Genomic DNA, 16,614 nt, shown 5'->3' on the forward strand with positions numbered 1-16,614 from the left:
GATGAGCGACATCCACGCATCGCTGCACGCCGCGGCGTATCCCTCCGCGCGCCACGAGCCGGACTTGCCCGCCCTGACCGACGAGCAGTTGCGTGCGCGCTTCCAGCCGGTCTTCGACCGCATCGCGCGGGGCGCCGTCGAACGCGAACAGGAGCGCCGCCTGCCGTTCGAGGAAGTCCGGTGGCTGCGCGAGGCGGGTTTCGGCGCGGTGCGCATCCCGCGCCACTACGGTGGCCTGGGCGCCACGCTGCCGCAATTCTTCGCGCTGCTGCTGGACCTGGCCACTGCCGACTCGAATGTCTCGCACCTGCTGCGCGGCCACTTCTCCTTCCTGGAGAGTCGCCTGAACCATGAGGACGAGGCGACGCGCGAATTCTGGTTCCCGAAAGTCGTCGACGGGGCGCTGATCGGCTATGCGATGGCCGAGCAGTCCGCCAGCACGACGATCGGCACGTCGATCACCCGCGATGGCGACGGCTGGCTCCTGAACGGCAAGAAGTTCTACAGCACCGGCACGATCTATGCCGACTGGATCGTGGCAACGGCGAGGGATGGTGAGCAGCTGGCCAGCATCGCCTTTCCTGCCACGCTGCCGGGCGTGACCCGGCTCGACGACTGGGATGGCTTTGGCCAGCGCATGACGGGCAGCGGCACCACCGTGTTCGAGAACGTGCGGCTGCGCGACGAGCACGTGGTGCGCCGCTTCGATGGCACGGTGCCCGCATCGTACAACAAGGCATTTTTGCAACTGGTGCTGCTGACCAGCATGGCCGGTGCCGCGCAGGCTGGCGTGCGCGAGGCGATCGGCTTCGTGCAGGCCAAGACCCGGGCGTTCGACGTGCCCGGCGAATCGAGCCCGCGCCACGATCCGCTCGTGCAGCGTGTCGTCGGCCGGCTGGCCAGCCTGTCGTATGCGGCCAACAGCATCGTCGGCACGGTCGCGCGGACACTGGAGGACACGGCGCAGCGCGCCCGCGCCGGCGCGGCGGACGATGCGCTGTATGCCGCCGTCGAGATCGAGGCGTTCCAGGCGCAGCAGGTGGTGATCGACCTGGTGCTGCAGGCCAGCACGCTGCTGTTCGACGTGGGGGGCGCATCGGCCACCAGCGAGGCGCGCCGGCTCGACCGGCACTGGCGCAATGCCCGCACGGCGGCATCGCACAACCCGGCCATCTTCCGTGAAAAAATGATCGGCGACTATTGGCTCAACGGCACGGTACCGCCGCGCATGCCGACCGCCGAACCGGTACGTAACTGAAGAGTTGGTCGTTGCGCTGAAAGCTTTGGTTACAATCGATGACAATTTTCCATCTGCCACACGCTACCATGTTGGATTCCGCGGCGAGCGCTACCAGCGCCGCCGCGTCCGGCGACTGTCGGGTAACCGGGTATCCCGGTCGCCGCCGCCTGCCGCCGCCACTTGCGTAGTTCAACAACCAGAAAAGGCTCGCAGATGATTCCATTCCTGTATATGCACCTGGCTCCGCAGTTCCACTTTCCGTTCAGCGGCGCCGTCTCCCAGGCCATCGATCCCGACATCGCCTGGTTTTCGAACCTGATCCACCCGGGCGCGGGCCACGCGCGCATCGAGCGGCGCGCATTCGAGGAAGTGGCGTCGTATGGCAAGCAGCTGGGATTGATCACCGAAGTGCTGCTGGAGCAGGCGTCACGCGTGGACAGCGTCGATTCCGATGCCGTGCGCAAGCTGCGCGACTTGCAATCGCGGATCGAGAACATCAAGGTCGAGGAATACGGGGGCGAGCAGGTCGCCGTGGCGCGGCTGGCCCAGGCACTGGAGCGCTGGAGTACCGGCAATGCGGTGTTGCCCGCATTGGAAACGCAAGCCCGGCAGGTGGAACAATGAAGCGCCAGCCAAGGAAGAACAGCGACCTGGAAGCCGTCGTGCGCCAGGGCCTGGTCGTCGATTCCCAGCGCGGCGCGGCGAATGCCTGGGTGTACATGGCCGCGCAGGGCGTACCCAGCAACGTGATCGCGCGCGTGCTGTCGGCGCCGGACAACCGCCGCGACGGCGACCGCTTCGCCGTCGAGGCAAAACAGTTTCCCGCACCGGCGGTGCGCATCCGGGCGCCGCGGCACGCGCACTGACGGCACGCGCACTGACGGCGCGCGGAGCGACGGCGCGCCAATAAAACAAAAGCCTCCGCAAGCGGAGGCTTTTCATTTGCGGTCGCTGGAAATTACAGCGGCGGCAGCGGGCCGTTCACGTACGGCGCGCCAGCCAGTTCGATGGCGCGGCGCAGTTCGGCGAGGAACGAGGAAACCAGGCGGGCAAAGGTCGAGGTTTCGGTGGCGGCTTCAAAGCGCGGTGCGGTGGTCGTGGTCATGGTCAACTCCTGTATTCGTTTGCGTTCTGCGATGATTGAATTTTACGCGCGCTGGAGATATAGATCCAATTTTGATTTCCCATGCCGGCAATAAGTAGATCGAATAACTGGAGAGGGTCGTCATCATAATTTCTTTACGTAAATATGCGTTTTGCTTATTTCTCTGATGCGCGCTTATTTTCCGGAAAGAAAAGAAGCCAGGCGAGCCTGGCTTCTTCGTGGGCGTTACTCGCCATGGATTACAGGGGCGGCAGCGGACCGTTCAGGTAGGGCGCGCCATATTGCTTGATGGCGTTGCGCAGGAATGCGGCGAGGCGGCGCACTGCCCGGCTGAGAGCGGAGCCGGCGGTGTTTTCGGTGATGGTGTCGGCGATCGTGGCGTTCATGGCGTTTCCTTGCGATGTTCTTTGGATGAATGCATCGTACGGAATACGCAGATATAAGGCCAATTTCAAGTTCGGATAGCAGCCATGCGAGAGCGGAATAACTGTCCTGATCGCAACATGACAACTCTACGGTGCGTCAAAGACGAACGTTTACAGCAACCACTCCCTTTCGGAAGAAGTGCCTGGACCCCGTCGTAAGTCCGTTGGCGATTACTGCCGCCATCCTGGCTACCGGGCGACGCTGTCGACATCGCTGCGGTCCTGTGCCGACTTTTATGCATGGGGGGTACTTCAGCGTGTTCATGCGCTAGACCTGTTTGATTGGACTTGTACCTTGGTTGCGCAGCTTCAGTGCTTCGACCATCAAGGAAAATGCGGTCGTTGGCTGGCGCCGGCTTGGATAGTAAAGATGGTATCCAGACATCGATACAGACCAGTCCGCCAGGTACCCGTAGCGAGGCGCATCTGCTCGACAACCTGGGAGCCCGGCGCTTGCAATTGACCGCTGCCGATGTCCAGGAAATCGAAACAACGCTGTCGCGCTATCCTGTCTACGGCGACCGCATGGGCAAGGACCACATGAGCAGCATCGACTACACAGTCTGAACATTGGAAACATCGGCTGGACCAGCGTCCAGGCAATTGCGAATGAACTGGCGACCGTGGTGCCGCACGACAGAACGCCGCGCCAGGCATGCTGTGCATCACCTGTTGCCAGCGCTGCGTGAACCTTCCGACCCGCCTGTAGCGCGAATTCCTACGCGCCTGTAGGGGCAGGGCTTATAAAAAAACCATCGCACGCGGCCTACCATGGCGGCTCCTTCAAGCGACTTGGCATCACCAGATCGCATAAAGGATGTGTAGTGTTCAACTTACATTTTAAGGAGATCATCATGGCAGCCAATCGTTCGAACAACAACAATCCTCAAGGCAACAACCAGCACACCCAGAACGGCAACAGCCAGTCGGGCAACCGCCAGTCGGGCAATAACGGCATCAGCCAGTCCGGCAACGGCGGCACCAGCAACCGCGGCTTCGCGTCGATGGATCCGCAGCGCCAGCGCGAGATCGCATCGGAAGGTGGCCGCGCCGCCCACGCGTCGGGCAATGCCCACGAATTCACGTCGGAAGAAGCACGCCGCGCCGGCTCGATGAGCCACAAGAACGACGGCAACCGCCAGAGCAGCTCCGGCGGCAACAGCCAGTCGGGCAATCGCGGCAACAGCCAGTCCGGCAACCAGGGCAACAGCCAGTCGGGCAACCGCGGCAACAGCCAGTCCGATAGTCAAGGCAAGCAGGGCAGCCGCGGCACGCAGGGCGGCACGCCGGAACAGCACGCCGCCGCAGGCCGCCAGAGCCACAAGAACGACCGCTGACCGGATACCGGTCACACCGTTTGACGAAGCCACCCTGCGGGGTGGCTTTTTTACGGCGTGCCGAGGAGCCGCCCATGTTTGGCAACGCGGGCGCACTGCGCCGCCCTGCCGGATCGACCGGTTCGACAGGGCGGCCAGGCGCCAGCCAGCACCTGCTGACGATCGCGGCACGGCTTGGCTATGGCTCGATGAATCGTTCCTGCATACGCGCGCGCACCATTTCGGCGAGGATATCCCCATATAGCCGCCTGGCGAAGAAGAGCGTGGTGCCAGCATCGGCCACGATGGCGTCGATATCCGCCTTTGCCGCCCTTACTTGCGCAAACGCGGACCGTACGCGTGACTGGAACGATTGCAGGCTGCCGCGGATGCCGGCAATGTCTTCCACGGCGAAACCATTGCGGAAAAGAAGCTCCTCGACCAGCCGCGTGTCGACAAGCGCAAACAATTCCTGCGCCGACTTCGCGGCGACAAGCGCCTTTGGTTCGCGCGCGAGCGCCGCGTCAAGATTTTCCTGGATGGTGATCAGATCGGTTTCGTAGGCGACGAGCTCGTCGACCAGCCCGGAAGAAAAGGCCAGGCGTTCCTCCGGTCCCATCGTCGTGGGGCCGAGCAGCATGAACTCGCCGGACACATGCGTGCGGATGACAATGTTGTGCTGCTTGAGGTCGTAGACGAACGGTGCAAGATCCCGGTCGAGCAGATCGAGTGTTCGCATGGCCGCCTTCACGTTCGGGTCCTTCAAGTATTGCTCAACGCCGCGCTTGTCGGCCACGGGCTGTGGCAGGTGCTCGAGGCTGCTCAGCATTTGCTCCCGGAATTGCGCTTCGAGGATACCGGCGATCGCGCCCGTGACGATGCCAGCCAGCGCGCCCCTCACGGCTGTGCGTCCGCGAACCGTGCCAGGGTTGGGCGGTCCCCCGATCCTGCGCACGAGGATCGGCTCGGCAGCGCGCAAGGTAATCTGCGGCCGCCCTGCCTGTGTGGCACTGCGGCTGGCCGTCTTGGCGTGACCGTCTTCCCCGCCTGGCTCATGCTGTCGCGCACCGGCAAATGGGCCTCAATCCTCGTGATGCCCTTGCGCTCGGCATATGCGATGAGCCTGGCACGGCAGGACGGGCAAATCTCCTGGTCGACCACGACCACCAGCCGCCCGTTCTCGATCCGGGCCGGACCGTGGGCTTCCAGCGCCCGGATCGAGCGTGCCTCGGCATGCCCGTCGAGGCCCGCGCCGTCATAGGGCTCGGCCGCCAACGCCACCCTGCGGCCGTTCTCGTCGATCACCTGGAGTGCGCCGTAGGTTTCCCATCCCTTGCCCACGGGCGCGCCCCGGGCGCCAGGATCGAGTGCGCCTGGGGGCAGGGTCGCGGGTTTCGACCGGTGCCGGTCCGCATCGCCGCTGGGCGAAGCACCGAAGCCGCGCAGGTTCTGCACCAGCTGGCGCCACATCTCGGCGGGAGACAAGGGTTGCGTCAGCGGGTCCAGGGCCGCCTGTGCCCGCTTGACGATTCCTGGTGGACCCGGCGGGGTCGGAAGTTGTGGACCACCCATTGAAGCACCTCCTGCGTTCCGAGAAGCATGCGATCTGCTTAGTATCGCGCAACACGACGAGAAGTCAATGCCGGTTCAGGCTGCCAACGAGGACGGTCGCGGCGCCGCAACGGCCGGCCAGGACAGCTGGCGACCAGGCTTTGGGAAACTGAACTATGCAAAGGGCAATGTTGAGCTGCGCAAACAGTGCAAAAAAACGCCAGGCGCAGCGAGCGTTAGCAGAGCACACTTGTCGTACAACCAGTAGTGGCGCATGATTTTCCGGCATCACTTCCTTTACTGCAGTTCAACGACGGAGACCGCCATGATCCGCACTTCGATTCGCACGCCGCACGTTTCGCCCCGCCGCGCCCCGGCCCGCCAGGCCCTTGCCGCCGCCATTACCGCAATCACTGCCATCGTCACCATCGCCGCATCCGTCGCCGGCGCCCCGGCCCAGGCCCAGAACATCCCGCTCGCGGACCCGATCCCCGGCACGCTGCCCGCCAGCGCCGTCGGCATCACGCTGCGCCCGCTGCTGACGAACCTGACGGCGCCGGTGGCGGGCGCCGTGGCACCGGGCGAACCGGACCACCTGTACATCGTCGACCAGGTGGGCAAGATCTGGAAGGCCGCGGTGCGGGGCCCTGCCCAAAAAGGGCAGGCACAGCTCTTCTTCGATGTCGCCAGCCGGCTCGTGCCCCTCAATGAAAGCGATGAACGGGGCTTGCTGGGCCTGGCGTTCCACCCCGATTATGCGAGCAATGGCCGCTTCTACCTGTTCACATCCGAGCCGGTAACGGCGCCGGCCGACTTCTCGACACAGCCGGCCGGCGTGGCACCCGTCAACCACAGCGTGATCTCCGGATGGCGCGTAACGAATCCCGGCAGCGCCAATCCGTCCGTCGATCCGGCCAGCGCGCGCGTGCTGATGCGCATCGACAAACCGCAGGGCAACCACAATGGCGGCGCGCTGGCGTTCGGGCCGGACCGCATGCTGTACATCTCGCTGGGCGATGGCGGCGCCGGGGACGACCAGGGGCCCGGCCACGCGCCCGAAGGCAATGCCCAGAGCCTGGCGCCGGGCAATGTGCTGGGCAAGATCCTGCGCATCGATCCGCTGGGCAGCAATGCGGCCAATGGCGCCTACGGCATCCCCGCCGACAATCCGTTCGTGGGCCGCGAGGGCGCCGATGAAATCTTTGCCTACGGCTTGCGCAACCCGTTCCGGATGGCGTTCGATGGCGAGGGCCGGCTGTGGGCCGGCGACGTGGGCCAGCGCGCGATCGAGGAAGTCAACATCATCGTCTCCGGCGGCAATTATGGCTGGCGCGTCAAGGAAGGCAGCTTCCTGTTCGACGCCAACGGCACCAGCCCGGGCTTCGCGTACCAGGCAAGCCCCGGCGCACCTGCGGGGATGGTCGATCCCGTGGCCGAATACGACCATGCGGATGGCCCCGGACAGCCGCCGCTGCGGGTGGCGGTCATCGGCGGCTTTGTCTATTCCGGCATGTCGATCCCGTCGCTGCGGGGGCAGTATGTGTTTGCCGATTTCATCGGCAGCGATGGCACCGGCAAGCTGCTGACGCTGGGCGTGCGCAATACGGTGGAGCGGCTGCTGGCGCCGCAGCGCGATCCGCTCGGCTTCCCGGTCCTGGGGATGGCGCAGGATGCCGGCGGTGAAATCTACGTGCTGGGCAATGCGGACGGCGGCACGCGCGGCAATACCGGCGTGGTGCTGCGCCTGAACGGCCTGCGCTAGAGTAGGGGGCGTTTGCTACACTGCGGCCTTTTGCATCGCAAGAGGCCCCGATGGCATCGCCCGCATCGTCCACGTATTCCCCTTCGTCCGCATCACCCGGATCGCCGGTGTCTTCGACGTCCGTCACAATGCCCGAACTGCGCGCCTGGGCGCAACGCTGCCTGCTCGACACCGACCCCGTGTCGAAAACGGACGAGGTGGCGCGCATGGCCGCCGCCTATGCGTCCGGCGCCTGCACGCTCGACCCCAGTGCGGCGCTGGCCGACTCGCCGGCGATTCCGGGCCGCCCGGCACGGCCCGAACTGGTGCCGCCACGGCAGGTCGGCCGCCGTTCGATGGCCACGCCGGAAGGGCGGGCCATGCTCGTTCATGCGCTGGCGCATATCGAATTCAATGCCGTCAACCTGGCGCTGGATGCCCTGTGGCGCTTTGCCGGCATGCCGGCGCAGTACTACGCGGACTGGCTGCGCGTGGCAAGCGAGGAAGCCACGCATTACCGCCTGCTGGCCGGGCACCTGGCCACGCTCGGTCACGCGTACGGCGATTTCGCCGGCCATGACAGCCTGTGGGAAATGGTCGATCGCACCCGCGGCGACGTGACGGCCCGCATGGCGCTCGTGCCGCGCACGCTGGAGGCGCGCGGCCTGGATGCCGTGCCGCCGCTGCGCGCCAAGGTGGCGCAGGCCGGCGACATGGCCGCCGCCCATATTCTCGACATCATCCTGCGCGACGAGGTGGGGCATGTGGAAATCGGCAACCGCTGGTACCGCTGGCTGTGCGAGCGGCAGGGCCTCGAACCCTATGCGACGTATGACGCATTCGTCGTGCGCTACCGGGCACCGGTTCTGAAAGGGCCATTCAACCTGGAGGCGCGCCGGCTGGCAGGGTTCACCGACGAGGAGCTGGAACGGCTGGGCGCGTTGACCGGTACCGACGGCGAGGCGCAAGCTTCCTAGCCGCGTCACGCGGCCTGGCGCCGCCGGATCTCGCCCTGCACGCCGACCGCGTCGAGCGGGGAGGCGATGTAGTAGCCCTGCAGCTCGTCGCACTGCAGCTGCGCCAGCAGGGCCGCCTGCTCCGGCCGCTCCACGCCTTCGGCCACCACCTTCATGCCCAGCGCGTGGGCCATCGTGATGATGGCCGTGAACAGCACTTCGCCCTGGCCGTCGCCGCCGAGGCGCCTGGTGAACGATTTATCCACTTTCAGCAGGTCGAAATCGAGCTGCTGCAGCATCGACAGCGACGAGTACCCGGTACCGAAATCGTCGACCAGCAGCCGGATTCCCAGCGCGTGCATGGCCTGCAGGTGTTCGGACGTGCGCACCGGGTCGCGGATCATCGTCGACTCCGTCAGTTCGATTTCCACCCGGTCGGCGGGAATGCCATGCCGTTCCAGCGATTGCAGGAACAGCGCATGCATGTCGCGCTCGTTGAACTGGCGGCTGGAGACGTTGATCGATACTGGCACGGCCGCGCAGCCGTCACGCGTCCAGGCCGCGATCTGCGCGCACACGGTATCCACCACCAGTTCGCCCAGCGGCACGATCATGCCGGTTTCCTCGGCCAGCGGGATGAATTCGTCCGGGTAGAGCATCCCGGCGGTCGGGTGATTCCACCGCACCAGCGCCTCCAGGCTGGCCACCCGCTGCGTGGCGGCGCTGACGCGCACCTGGTAGTGCATCACGAACTGGTTGCCGGCGATGGCGGCCTGCAGCTCGCGTTCGCGTTGCTTGCGCTGGCGCATCGCGCCATAGAACGCCGGATCGAAGAACTGGTAACCGTTCTTGCCGCGCGTTTTCACTTCGTACATGGCGATATCGGCATGGCGCAGCAGCGTGTCGACATCGTGCGCATCGCCAGGGCACATGCTGATGCCGATCGACGCACCCACGCTGGCGGTGCCGGCGCCGATCGCCACGCCCGCGTGGAACGCCTGCAGCACGCGGCCCGCCACCTGCGCCGCCTCGCCCGTACCGTTCAGGTTTTCAAGGATGACGATGAACTCGTCGCCCCCCAGGCGCGCCACGTGATCGCCCGGGCGCACGGCGACCTTCAGCCGGCGGGCGACGATCTGCAGCAGCTCGTCGCCCGCCGCGTGGCCGAACGTGTCGTTGACGGCCTTGAAGCCATCGAGGTCGATGAACAGCACCGCCAGCAGTCTGTTGCCTGCCATGGCCCGCGTTACCCCGTCCGGCAGGCACTTGCCCACCCAGGCGCGGTTCGGCAGGCCGGTCAGCGCATCCTCGAAATTCTTGCGTTCCAGGTTCGACAGGTGGGCGCGCTCCAGCGTCACGTCGCGCAGCGTGACGGCCAGCACGTCGCCGGAGCGCCGCACCTTGATGCGCACGCAGGTTTGCCGGCCGCGGACGGTGGACTCGATATCGCCTTCGGCGCTGCCCTGCGCCATCGCCTGGCCCAGCAGCGCGATGGCCGGTTCCACCGGGATGGTTCCCGTGAGCGTGGAGACGCGCCTGCCGATCAGCTCTTCGCGCGTGTGGCGCGACAGCGCCGCGCCCTGTTCATTGCAGTCGACCGTCACGTAATCGACGACCGTGCCATCGGTGCCATACACCGGGGCGGTGATGAAAAAGCCCTCCGTGCTGGCTTCGGTGGCCTTGCGGTAGGCATCCTGGGCCACCGTCAGCCGGTAGCGCTGCAGGGCCAGCCGGCCCGACAGCCCCATGCCCACCAATACGAAGATCAGCAGCGCGATCGTGGCGCCGACGGCTGTCTGGCGCGATGCGATTTCGCGTTCCCGCACCACCGCCAGCGCATGGTCCTGGTCGGCCCCGGCCAGCACCATCAGCGGGACGCCTTCGACCGCCTGCCATCCGACATAGCGGCCGACGCCATCGCCGAATTCGGTGCCGCGGATGAAGGCGCTGCCGCTGCTGCTCGTCAGTGCCCGCTGCAGCGGCGGCGGCAGCAGCTGGATGCGACGGAACGCCTCGCCCAGCTTGAACGCGCGCACCGTGCCGTCGCTGCCCACGGCGGCCAGGAAGCCATGGTCGCCCAGCCGGCTGTCGTCGTATTCGGCGATCAGGTGTTCTGGATCGATCGTCACGACGGCAACGCCGGCAAACTCGCCGTCGCCATCGAGCAGCTTGCGCGAGAAGCGCACGGTATAGCCCGACCGCGTGTCATTCGCAAGGGGCATGCCGATGAACATGTCGTCGGCCGCGCGCAACTGCTGGGAGGTGAAGAAGGGCAGTTGGGCCACCCGCGCCAGGTCGCCGGCGGACCACACGCCATTGGCGTTGGTCATGAGCAGGCGCGCATCGCTGTCGAACAGGCTGATGCGCAATGGCGCGCCGGTGGGGTCGGCCATCTTGCCGAACTGCTCGAGCTTCACCACGCCGTCCAGCGCCTGCCATTGCACGCGGATGATCGTCAGCACCTGGTCGATCATGCCGAGATTGGCGCGGGTCTGCGTTGCGCCATCCTGGGCGATCTTCAGCGTGGTGGCCAGCACCTGGCGCTCGGCCGCGACCCGGTCGCGGGTAAAGCTGCTGAGCAGGAAGAGCCACGACGCGCCGGCGATCAACAGCCCGGCAATTGGCCACAGCAGAATGAACACCAGGTAGGGGCGCAAGGCGGCCAGCGGGGGCGGGCGCAAGCTGGCGAACCTGAAAGACATGTCGAGTCCGGGTCGAAAGGCGCGCGCGGCACAGGCTAGCGCCATGCTAGAAGAGCATACTCCTGTCGGCATGGCTGTGCCGCGCGGTATTGACGGGAGCGCAACACTTGGTCGTGGTGGAGCGCCCCCGCACAGACGGCGTCCTGCCGGTCGGGCGAGATATCATGAATCGATATACCGGCGATCATTAATGGAATTGGTCATCCGGCAACATGGCGCCTACGATACGCCCTTTATCTTCCGACAAAGGATTCTCCGTGGCCGGGCCAATCACTTCCGCAGGCGCGACGCTGGATGGACAGGCGCAATCGCCTGCCAGCTACAAGTCGGCGCTCTCGCTCCTGGCGAGCCTGTTCTTCATCTGGGGTTTCATCACCGTCATCAACAACACGCTGCTGCCGCACCTGCGCAGTGTGTTCGAACTCAGCTATACGCAGACGACGCTGATCGAATCCGTCTGGTTCATCGCCTATTTCGTCGCCTCGATTCCATCGGCGCGCCTGATCGAGCGGGTCGGCTACAAGAAGGCGATGGTCGTCGGCCTGTGCATCATGGCCGCCGGTGCACTGGGCATGATCCCGGCCGCGCGGTTGCCGTCGTATGCCGTGACGCTGGTCGCCCTGTTCGTCATCGCCTGCGGCATCACGCTGCTGCAGGTGGCGGCCAATCCCTACGTGGCGGTGGTGGGGCCGCCGCAGACGGCATCGTCGCGCCTGAACCTGGTGCAGGCGTTCAATTCGCTGGGAACCATGTTCGCACCGTTGTTCGGCGGCTACCTGATCCTGGGCCGCTCCACGAGCGGCACGGCCGAGGCGGGCCAGGTGCTGACCCAGGCCGAGCGCCTGGCGGACGCGCAAGCCGTGCAACTGCCTTATCTGATCGTGGCAGCCGTGCTCGTGCTGCTGGCCGTGATCATCGCCCGCTACCCACTGCCGGCGATGACGTCGCGCCGCGTGTCGAAAGAGGAGCGCGGCGCGCACTCGCTGTGGAAACACCGCAACCTCGTGTTCGGCATTCCGGCCATCTTCATCTATCTGATCGCCGAGATCGGCGTGGCCAACCTGTTCATCAACTTCGTGTCGCAGCCGGACATCGGCAACCTCACACACGAGCGCGCGTCGCACTACCTGTTCCTGCTGTGGGGCGGCATGATGGTGGGACGGTTCGTCGGCAGCATGCTGATGCGCTCGATCTCCGCCGAGCGCGTGCTGGCCGGGGCGGCCATCGGCGCGTTTGCCGTGATGCTGGTGGCGACGTTCGCCGGCGGCCCGACGGCGATGTGGGCGCTGATCGCCGTGGGCCTGTTCCACTCGGTGATGTTCCCCACCATCTTCACGCTGGGCATCCGCGGCCTGGGCCCGCTGACGGAAGAAGGCGCCGGCCTGCTGATCATGGCGATCGCCGGCGGCGCACTGGTCGTCGTGCAGGGCTGGCTGGCCGACATCTATGGCTTGCAGATGTCGTTCCTGCTGACCGTCGCGTGCGAGGTCTACATCCTGTTCTACGCGATGTGGGGCGCGAAGCCCACCAACGCGTTCCCGGACACGCAGCCCTGACAGGACCGGCCCGTACCCGGGCCGGTCACCTCCTCAGCGGGAGGCCCGGCGGCGCCATGCCGCCAGCAAGCCCAGGCCGCCCAGCATCATGCCGTACGTTGCCGGTTCCGGAACCGGCAGCGGCACGCCATCGAGCGTGACGCCATCGAACGCCAGTCCCGACTGGTACAGCTCGTCGTCCCAGTTCGTCACGCCGAACTCCAGGTAATACTGGCCGGCGGCGGCGATCGAATACGTCGACTGCACCCACCCCGTATAGCCGCAGCCGGCATCGAAGCATTCGCCGGAATCGAAGCCCAGCGGGCTCCACGTGGGGCCGCCCGCCACGATGTTCACCTGCGCCGGGGTCAGCGTGGCGGCGGCTGCCGGCATGCCGAAGCCCGGCACGGCGCTGCCGAACGACGACGTGCGCGCCGTGAACAGCAGGGCGACCTGGCCACCCTGTGCGTCCAGCAGGCGCGCCCACGCGTAGTCGGTATAGTCGGCGCCGTCGGAGCTGATGTAGTTGAACTTGAAGTCCAGCGCCTGGCCGGCCGTGGCGTTGAACAGGTTCGACACCAGGCGGCTGCCCGTGATCGTGTTGTCCGCCGTGCCCACGCCGGGCAGCGACACACCGGTAACGCCGTTCTCGCTCGACACGTAGCCGTAGGCACTGCCGCCGTCGGGCGCCAGCGTCACGTCGCCGTCGGCGGCAAGCGTGCCGCAATTGCCCTGGCATTGCCAGCCTTGCGGGAGACCGTTCTCGAAACCCTTCGCGGCGGCACTGCCACCGCCGAACAGCCCTGCGAGACATGCCGCGATACCAACCAGACGACCAGTGTTCATCGTTCCTCCATATTGTGGATAAGACAAAGGCGCACAGGCGCCCGGGGAGTGTTGATTTTAACTTAACACTTTCATCGGAAAACTATCGAAAAGTCACGCTGCCTCAAATGACGCGTCAGAAATACCTGACCCAGGCCTTGCCGCTGGTGCGCTTGTAATGCGCGAACCAGCGCGTGGGCCAGTACAGCGCAGCCGCCAGCAGCACGCTGGCCAGCCACACCTGCCAGACGTGGCCGAAATCGGCGCGCGGCACGTCCAGCAGGGCAGCGGCGCAGCGTTGCAGGGCGAGCAGCGCATACAGGTGCAACAGGTAATAGAACATCGGCGCGCCACCGAACACGGCCGGCACCGCCGTCCACCGCATCGGCCGTTCGACGAGGGCCAGTACGAGCAGGCCCACGCCCAGTGTCAGCAGGAGAAAACCCAGCGAGGGCGGGTACTTCGTGAAATTGAAGAACGACATCGCCGTCAGCAGCGGGTCGGCATGCGCCGACCACGGCACCGGCTCGCCATAGCCGTTCATGCCGCGCAGCACGGCCAACAGCGCCAGGCTGCCGGCGCCGATCGACAGCAGCCAGCGGCGACGCAGCGCCACCGACGTGGTGCGCGCATACAGCGGCCCGGCGGCATAGCCGAGCAGGATCACGCCGACCCACGCCAGCAGCGGGTAGCTGATTCTTACGCGCAGCGGGCCTTCGAACAGGAAGCCGCGCTGTTCGAGGATCGTCCAGGCGGCAGCGCCAAGGGTGCCCGGCGCGGGTGCGAACTGCAGCGCGTTGTGGCCCGCCACGATGACGGCGCCCAGCACGCCTAGGACCGCCAGCGGCAGCTTGTGCAGCAGCGCCAGCGCCAGCATCGCCAGCCCGATCGCCCAGATCACCTGCAGGTACAGCGTGGCAGGCGTGAAGCTGCCGGTCCAGGCGAAGTTCACCAGCGTCAGCTCCAGCCCCACGAGCAGGAGGCCGCGCTTGACGAGGAAGCCGGTGGCATCGCGGGGACCGGTGGACGGATGCGCATACAGCCATGCCGACAGGCCCGTGAGGAACACGAACATGGGCGCGCAGAAATGCGCGGCGATGCGCGACAGGAACAGCGCCGGGTCCGTGGCCGTGACGTCCATCGGGTCGCCCACCTGGTGCTGCAGGAAGAAAGTCTCGCGCACGTGGTCGACGGTCATCAGGAGCATGACGATGCCGCGGGCGATGTCGATCGAGGCGATCCGGTTCGCATGGTTCATCGGTGCCGCCTCAAGACGCGGATGGGGCGGTTCCTGCGCCGCGGTGACGGCGCGAGCAAGCACGCGCGGCGGGGCGCGCCAATATTGAAGGACGGGTGGGCGGCCATCTAGATGAGAATCAATTATCAGAAAGCCGGGATTGTACCCGGTGCGCGGGCCGCGCGCCATCCTTGCGGCCTGGCCGTCAGTCGGGCGCACCCATCATGCCGATGCCCAGTTCGATACCCCAGCGGCCCGTTTCGCGCGCCGCCGCCATGCGTTCGCGTTCCCAGGCAGCCAGCGCCGCATCGGCATAGCCGCAGCGCAGCGCCGCGGCCAGCGCCAGCGCATCGGCCGCCGCCTTTGCCGTGCCCGCGGCCGTGTGCGGGCGCACCACCGCCGCCGCATCGCCGAGCAGCACGGCGCGGCCGTCGCGCATGCCCGGGGCCTGGAGGTCGGCGATCACCTGCACGAACGGTTCGGCCGTCGCGTCGAGCAGCAGGCGCAGCGACGGTGCCAGCAGCGCGCGGCCATCGGCACGTAGCGCGTCGGCCTGGGCAGCGGGCATGGCGCCCGGTGGCAGCGACGCGGCATGTGCGCGGCCGTCACGATCCGTGAGTACCCCGGCCAGCGCGGCGCCGGCCGCCACGCGGCGGTACCAGACCCAGTTCCAGCGCCGCGCGCCCGCCGCGGTGGCGCCGTCCGCGCCGGGCACCGGGTAGGCCAGCAACTGGTGCCTGGCACCGTGCTGGAACACGAACGCATGGTCGAACCGTTCGACGAAGGCGGCCGGCAGGTCGCGTTCGGGCACCAGGCCGCGCCAGGCCACGTAGCCGGCGTAGGAGGGCGCCGCAGCGGGAAACATGCGCGCCCGCACGCTTGACCGGGCGCCATCCGCGCCGACCAGCAGGTCCGCCCGCGCAGTGGCGCCGCTGGCGAAGCGCACGTCGATGCCGTCTTCGTTCTGCGTGTAATCCGCCACGGCGCTGCCGGCGTGCATGCTGCCATCGGGCTGCGCGGCGCGCAGCACGCCGTACAGCGCGTTCCACGACGTCTGGGTCTGCGGCATGTGCGCGCGGCGCACCACCGCATCGGAAGCGTCGAGCCAGATGCGCTCGACGGTGGTCACGCCGGGCATGCCGGTCCAGCCGATGTCGGCGCGGCGCAGCGCGCGCAGCACGTCGCCCTGCAGCACGAGGCCGCCACCACGGCCCGACAGCGAGGACGGCGAGCGTTCATGAACGGTTGCCTCCCAGCCGGCGGCGCGCAGCAGGGCAGCCGCCATGAGGCCGCCGACGGACCCACCGGCAATGATCGCCTGCCTGCGCGAAGAAGTTTCCATGATCGCCGCGCCGGTCAGTGGACGATGTCGACGATGCCGCGCCGCACCGCCTCTCGCAATACTTCGGTGCGGCACGACGCGCCCAGCTTGGCCATGATGTTCTTCACGTGGTACTTGACGGTGCCCGGCGCGATGCCGGCCGCGCGAGCGATCAGCTTGTTCGACAGGCCCTGCGAAAGGAAGCGCAGCACGTCCAGCTCGCGGCCCGTCAGCGCATCGTTGTCGAGGCGCGACGCGAGGCGGGTGGCCACGTCGGGCGGTACGTAGCGGCGACCGGCGACAACGGCCTGCAGGCATTCGGCCAGCTGGGCTTCCGGCGCGTCCTTGAGCAGGTAGGCGCGGGCGCCGGCATGCAGCGCCCGGTACACGTGTTCTTCGCCATCGGAACCGGACACCATCACCACCCTGGCTTCCGGGTGGAAGGCGCGGATCGCCTGCAGCGCTTCCAGGCCGCCGACACGCGGCATCATGAGGTCCATCAGCACCACGTCGGGCCGCATGCGGCGGTACAGTTCGATCGCATCCGCGCCGTCGGCCGCTTCGGCCGTGACGGTGTAGCCGGGCTGGCGCGACACGACGCCGGCCATGCCGAGGCGTACGAGGGGATGGTCATCGACGAGCATCACGGATATGGTCATG

At 66.8% G+C, this 16,614-nt stretch carries 16 protein-coding genes; 7 read left to right on the top strand and 9 right to left on the bottom strand.

The annotated features are described in order from the left end of the window. The first annotated feature begins 1 nt into the window (after position 1). From EWM63_RS26520 to EWM63_RS26530, 3 genes are all read left to right on the top strand, one after another. Positions 2 to 1,258 (top strand): acyl-CoA dehydrogenase family protein, encoded by a 1,257-nt coding sequence (locus tag EWM63_RS26520; RefSeq protein WP_130189209.1) that lies wholly within the window; start codon positions 2 to 4, stop codon positions 1,256 to 1,258. A gap of 195 nt (positions 1,259 to 1,453) precedes the next feature. Continuing rightward, positions 1,454 to 1,864 (top strand): hypothetical protein, encoded by a 411-nt coding sequence (locus EWM63_RS32130; RefSeq protein WP_207221162.1) that lies wholly within the window; start codon positions 1,454 to 1,456, stop codon positions 1,862 to 1,864. Next, a complete protein-coding gene (locus EWM63_RS26530) occupies positions 1,861 to 2,106 on the top strand; it encodes a hypothetical protein (RefSeq protein ID WP_130189210.1) in 246 nt (81 codons plus the stop codon). The genes EWM63_RS32130 and EWM63_RS26530 overlap by 4 nt, the downstream gene beginning before the upstream one ends. Before the next feature lie 92 nt (positions 2,107 to 2,198). On the opposite strand, the gene EWM63_RS31905 is transcribed toward EWM63_RS26530, so the two are convergent. Together EWM63_RS31905 and EWM63_RS31910 are read right to left on the bottom strand one after the other, a co-directional pair. Continuing rightward, positions 2,199 to 2,345 (bottom strand): hypothetical protein, encoded by a 147-nt coding sequence (locus tag EWM63_RS31905; protein ID WP_165390943.1) that lies wholly within the window; start codon positions 2,343 to 2,345, stop codon positions 2,199 to 2,201. Positions 2,346 to 2,584: 239 nt separating this feature from the next. Then, entirely contained in the window at positions 2,585 to 2,731 is a 147-nt protein-coding gene (locus EWM63_RS31910) for a hypothetical protein (RefSeq protein ID WP_165390944.1), read from the bottom strand. A gap of 893 nt (positions 2,732 to 3,624) precedes the next feature. Here EWM63_RS31910 and EWM63_RS26545 point away from each other — a divergent pair. After that, on the top strand, positions 3,625 to 4,107 hold the full coding sequence (locus tag EWM63_RS26545; RefSeq protein ID WP_130189211.1) for a KGG domain-containing protein: 483 nt from the start codon (positions 3,625 to 3,627) through the stop codon (positions 4,105 to 4,107). A gap of 178 nt (positions 4,108 to 4,285) precedes the next feature. On the opposite strand, the gene EWM63_RS26550 is transcribed toward EWM63_RS26545, so the two are convergent. Beyond that, positions 4,286 to 4,987: a hypothetical protein gene (locus EWM63_RS26550; protein WP_130189212.1), complete on the bottom strand. Its 702-nt coding sequence runs from the start codon at positions 4,985 to 4,987 to the stop codon at positions 4,286 to 4,288. Next, entirely contained in the window at positions 4,984 to 5,541 is a 558-nt protein-coding gene (locus EWM63_RS26555; protein ID WP_130189213.1) for a hypothetical protein, read from the bottom strand. Before EWM63_RS26555 ends, EWM63_RS26550 begins: the two co-directional genes overlap by 4 nt. A gap of 421 nt (positions 5,542 to 5,962) precedes the next feature. Here EWM63_RS26555 and EWM63_RS26560 point away from each other — a divergent pair, with 421 nt between their 5' ends. Together EWM63_RS26560 and EWM63_RS26565 are read left to right on the top strand one after the other, a co-directional pair. Continuing rightward, on the top strand, positions 5,963 to 7,399 hold the full coding sequence (locus tag EWM63_RS26560; RefSeq protein WP_130189214.1) for a PQQ-dependent sugar dehydrogenase: 1,437 nt from the start codon (positions 5,963 to 5,965) through the stop codon (positions 7,397 to 7,399). Positions 7,400 to 7,527: 128 nt separating this feature from the next. Beyond that, positions 7,528 to 8,355, top strand: a complete 828-nt coding sequence (locus tag EWM63_RS26565; protein ID WP_130190631.1) for a ferritin-like domain-containing protein — start codon at positions 7,528 to 7,530, stop codon at positions 8,353 to 8,355. A 5-nt stretch (positions 8,356 to 8,360) separates the two neighbouring features. Here the strand turns inward: EWM63_RS26565 and EWM63_RS26570 are convergent, their stop codons facing one another. Beyond that, positions 8,361 to 11,036 (bottom strand): bifunctional diguanylate cyclase/phosphodiesterase, encoded by a 2,676-nt coding sequence (locus EWM63_RS26570; protein ID WP_165390945.1) that lies wholly within the window; start codon positions 11,034 to 11,036, stop codon positions 8,361 to 8,363. A 257-nt stretch (positions 11,037 to 11,293) separates the two neighbouring features. Between EWM63_RS26570 and EWM63_RS26575 the strand changes: the two genes are divergently transcribed. After that, positions 11,294 to 12,592 carry a sugar MFS transporter gene (locus tag EWM63_RS26575; protein WP_130189216.1) on the top strand — a complete coding sequence of 433 codons (1,299 nt, stop codon included), beginning with the start codon at positions 11,294 to 11,296 and terminating at the stop codon, positions 12,590 to 12,592. A gap of 33 nt (positions 12,593 to 12,625) precedes the next feature. Here the strand turns inward: EWM63_RS26575 and EWM63_RS32585 are convergent, their stop codons facing one another. The 4 genes from EWM63_RS32585 to EWM63_RS26595 form a co-directional block, all read right to left on the bottom strand. Then, positions 12,626 to 13,417 (bottom strand): NF038132 family protein, encoded by a 792-nt coding sequence (locus EWM63_RS32585; protein ID WP_130189217.1) that lies wholly within the window; start codon positions 13,415 to 13,417, stop codon positions 12,626 to 12,628. A gap of 115 nt (positions 13,418 to 13,532) precedes the next feature. After that, positions 13,533 to 14,654 (bottom strand): acetyltransferase domain-containing protein, encoded by a 1,122-nt coding sequence (locus EWM63_RS26585; RefSeq protein ID WP_130189218.1) that lies wholly within the window; start codon positions 14,652 to 14,654, stop codon positions 13,533 to 13,535. Between the two features lie 184 nt (positions 14,655 to 14,838). Then, a complete protein-coding gene (locus EWM63_RS26590) occupies positions 14,839 to 15,975 on the bottom strand; it encodes an FAD binding domain-containing protein (protein WP_130189219.1) in 1,137 nt (378 codons plus the stop codon). Positions 15,976 to 15,989: 14 nt separating this feature from the next. Then, positions 15,990 to 16,613: a response regulator gene (locus EWM63_RS26595; RefSeq protein ID WP_130189220.1), complete on the bottom strand. Its 624-nt coding sequence runs from the start codon at positions 16,611 to 16,613 to the stop codon at positions 15,990 to 15,992. Between the last annotated feature and the right edge of the window lies 1 nt (position 16,614).

The organism is Pseudoduganella lutea (assembly GCF_004209755.1).
GTDB lineage: Bacteria > Pseudomonadota > Gammaproteobacteria > Burkholderiales > Burkholderiaceae_D > Rugamonas > Rugamonas lutea.

Excerpts from the sequence above, each read along its gene's own strand:
- EWM63_RS26570 (WP_165390945.1), bottom strand. The coding sequence starts at position 11,036 with ATGTCTTTCAGGTTCGCCAGCTTGCGCCCGCCCCCGCTGGCCGCCTTG.
- EWM63_RS26560 (WP_130189214.1), top strand. The coding sequence starts at position 5,963 with ATGATCCGCACTTCGATTCGCACGCCGCACGTTTCGCCCCGCCGCGCC.
- EWM63_RS26545 (WP_130189211.1), top strand. The coding sequence starts at position 3,625 with ATGGCAGCCAATCGTTCGAACAACAACAATCCTCAAGGCAACAACCAG.
- EWM63_RS31910 (WP_165390944.1), bottom strand. The coding sequence starts at position 2,731 with ATGAACGCCACGATCGCCGACACCATCACCGAAAACACCGCCGGCTCC.
- EWM63_RS26565 (WP_130190631.1), top strand. The coding sequence starts at position 7,528 with ATGCCCGAACTGCGCGCCTGGGCGCAACGCTGCCTGCTCGACACCGAC.
- EWM63_RS26585 (WP_130189218.1), bottom strand. The coding sequence starts at position 14,654 with ATGAACCATGCGAACCGGATCGCCTCGATCGACATCGCCCGCGGCATC.
- EWM63_RS26520 (WP_130189209.1), top strand. The coding sequence starts at position 2 with ATGAGCGACATCCACGCATCGCTGCACGCCGCGGCGTATCCCTCCGCG.
- EWM63_RS31905 (WP_165390943.1), bottom strand. The coding sequence starts at position 2,345 with ATGACCACGACCACCGCACCGCGCTTTGAAGCCGCCACCGAAACCTCG.
- EWM63_RS32130 (WP_207221162.1), top strand. The coding sequence starts at position 1,454 with ATGATTCCATTCCTGTATATGCACCTGGCTCCGCAGTTCCACTTTCCG.
- EWM63_RS26530 (WP_130189210.1), top strand. The coding sequence starts at position 1,861 with ATGAAGCGCCAGCCAAGGAAGAACAGCGACCTGGAAGCCGTCGTGCGC.
- EWM63_RS26590 (WP_130189219.1), bottom strand. The coding sequence starts at position 15,975 with ATGGAAACTTCTTCGCGCAGGCAGGCGATCATTGCCGGTGGGTCCGTC.
- EWM63_RS26595 (WP_130189220.1), bottom strand. The coding sequence starts at position 16,613 with ATGACCATATCCGTGATGCTCGTCGATGACCATCCCCTCGTACGCCTC.
- EWM63_RS32585 (WP_130189217.1), bottom strand. The coding sequence starts at position 13,417 with ATGAACACTGGTCGTCTGGTTGGTATCGCGGCATGTCTCGCAGGGCTG.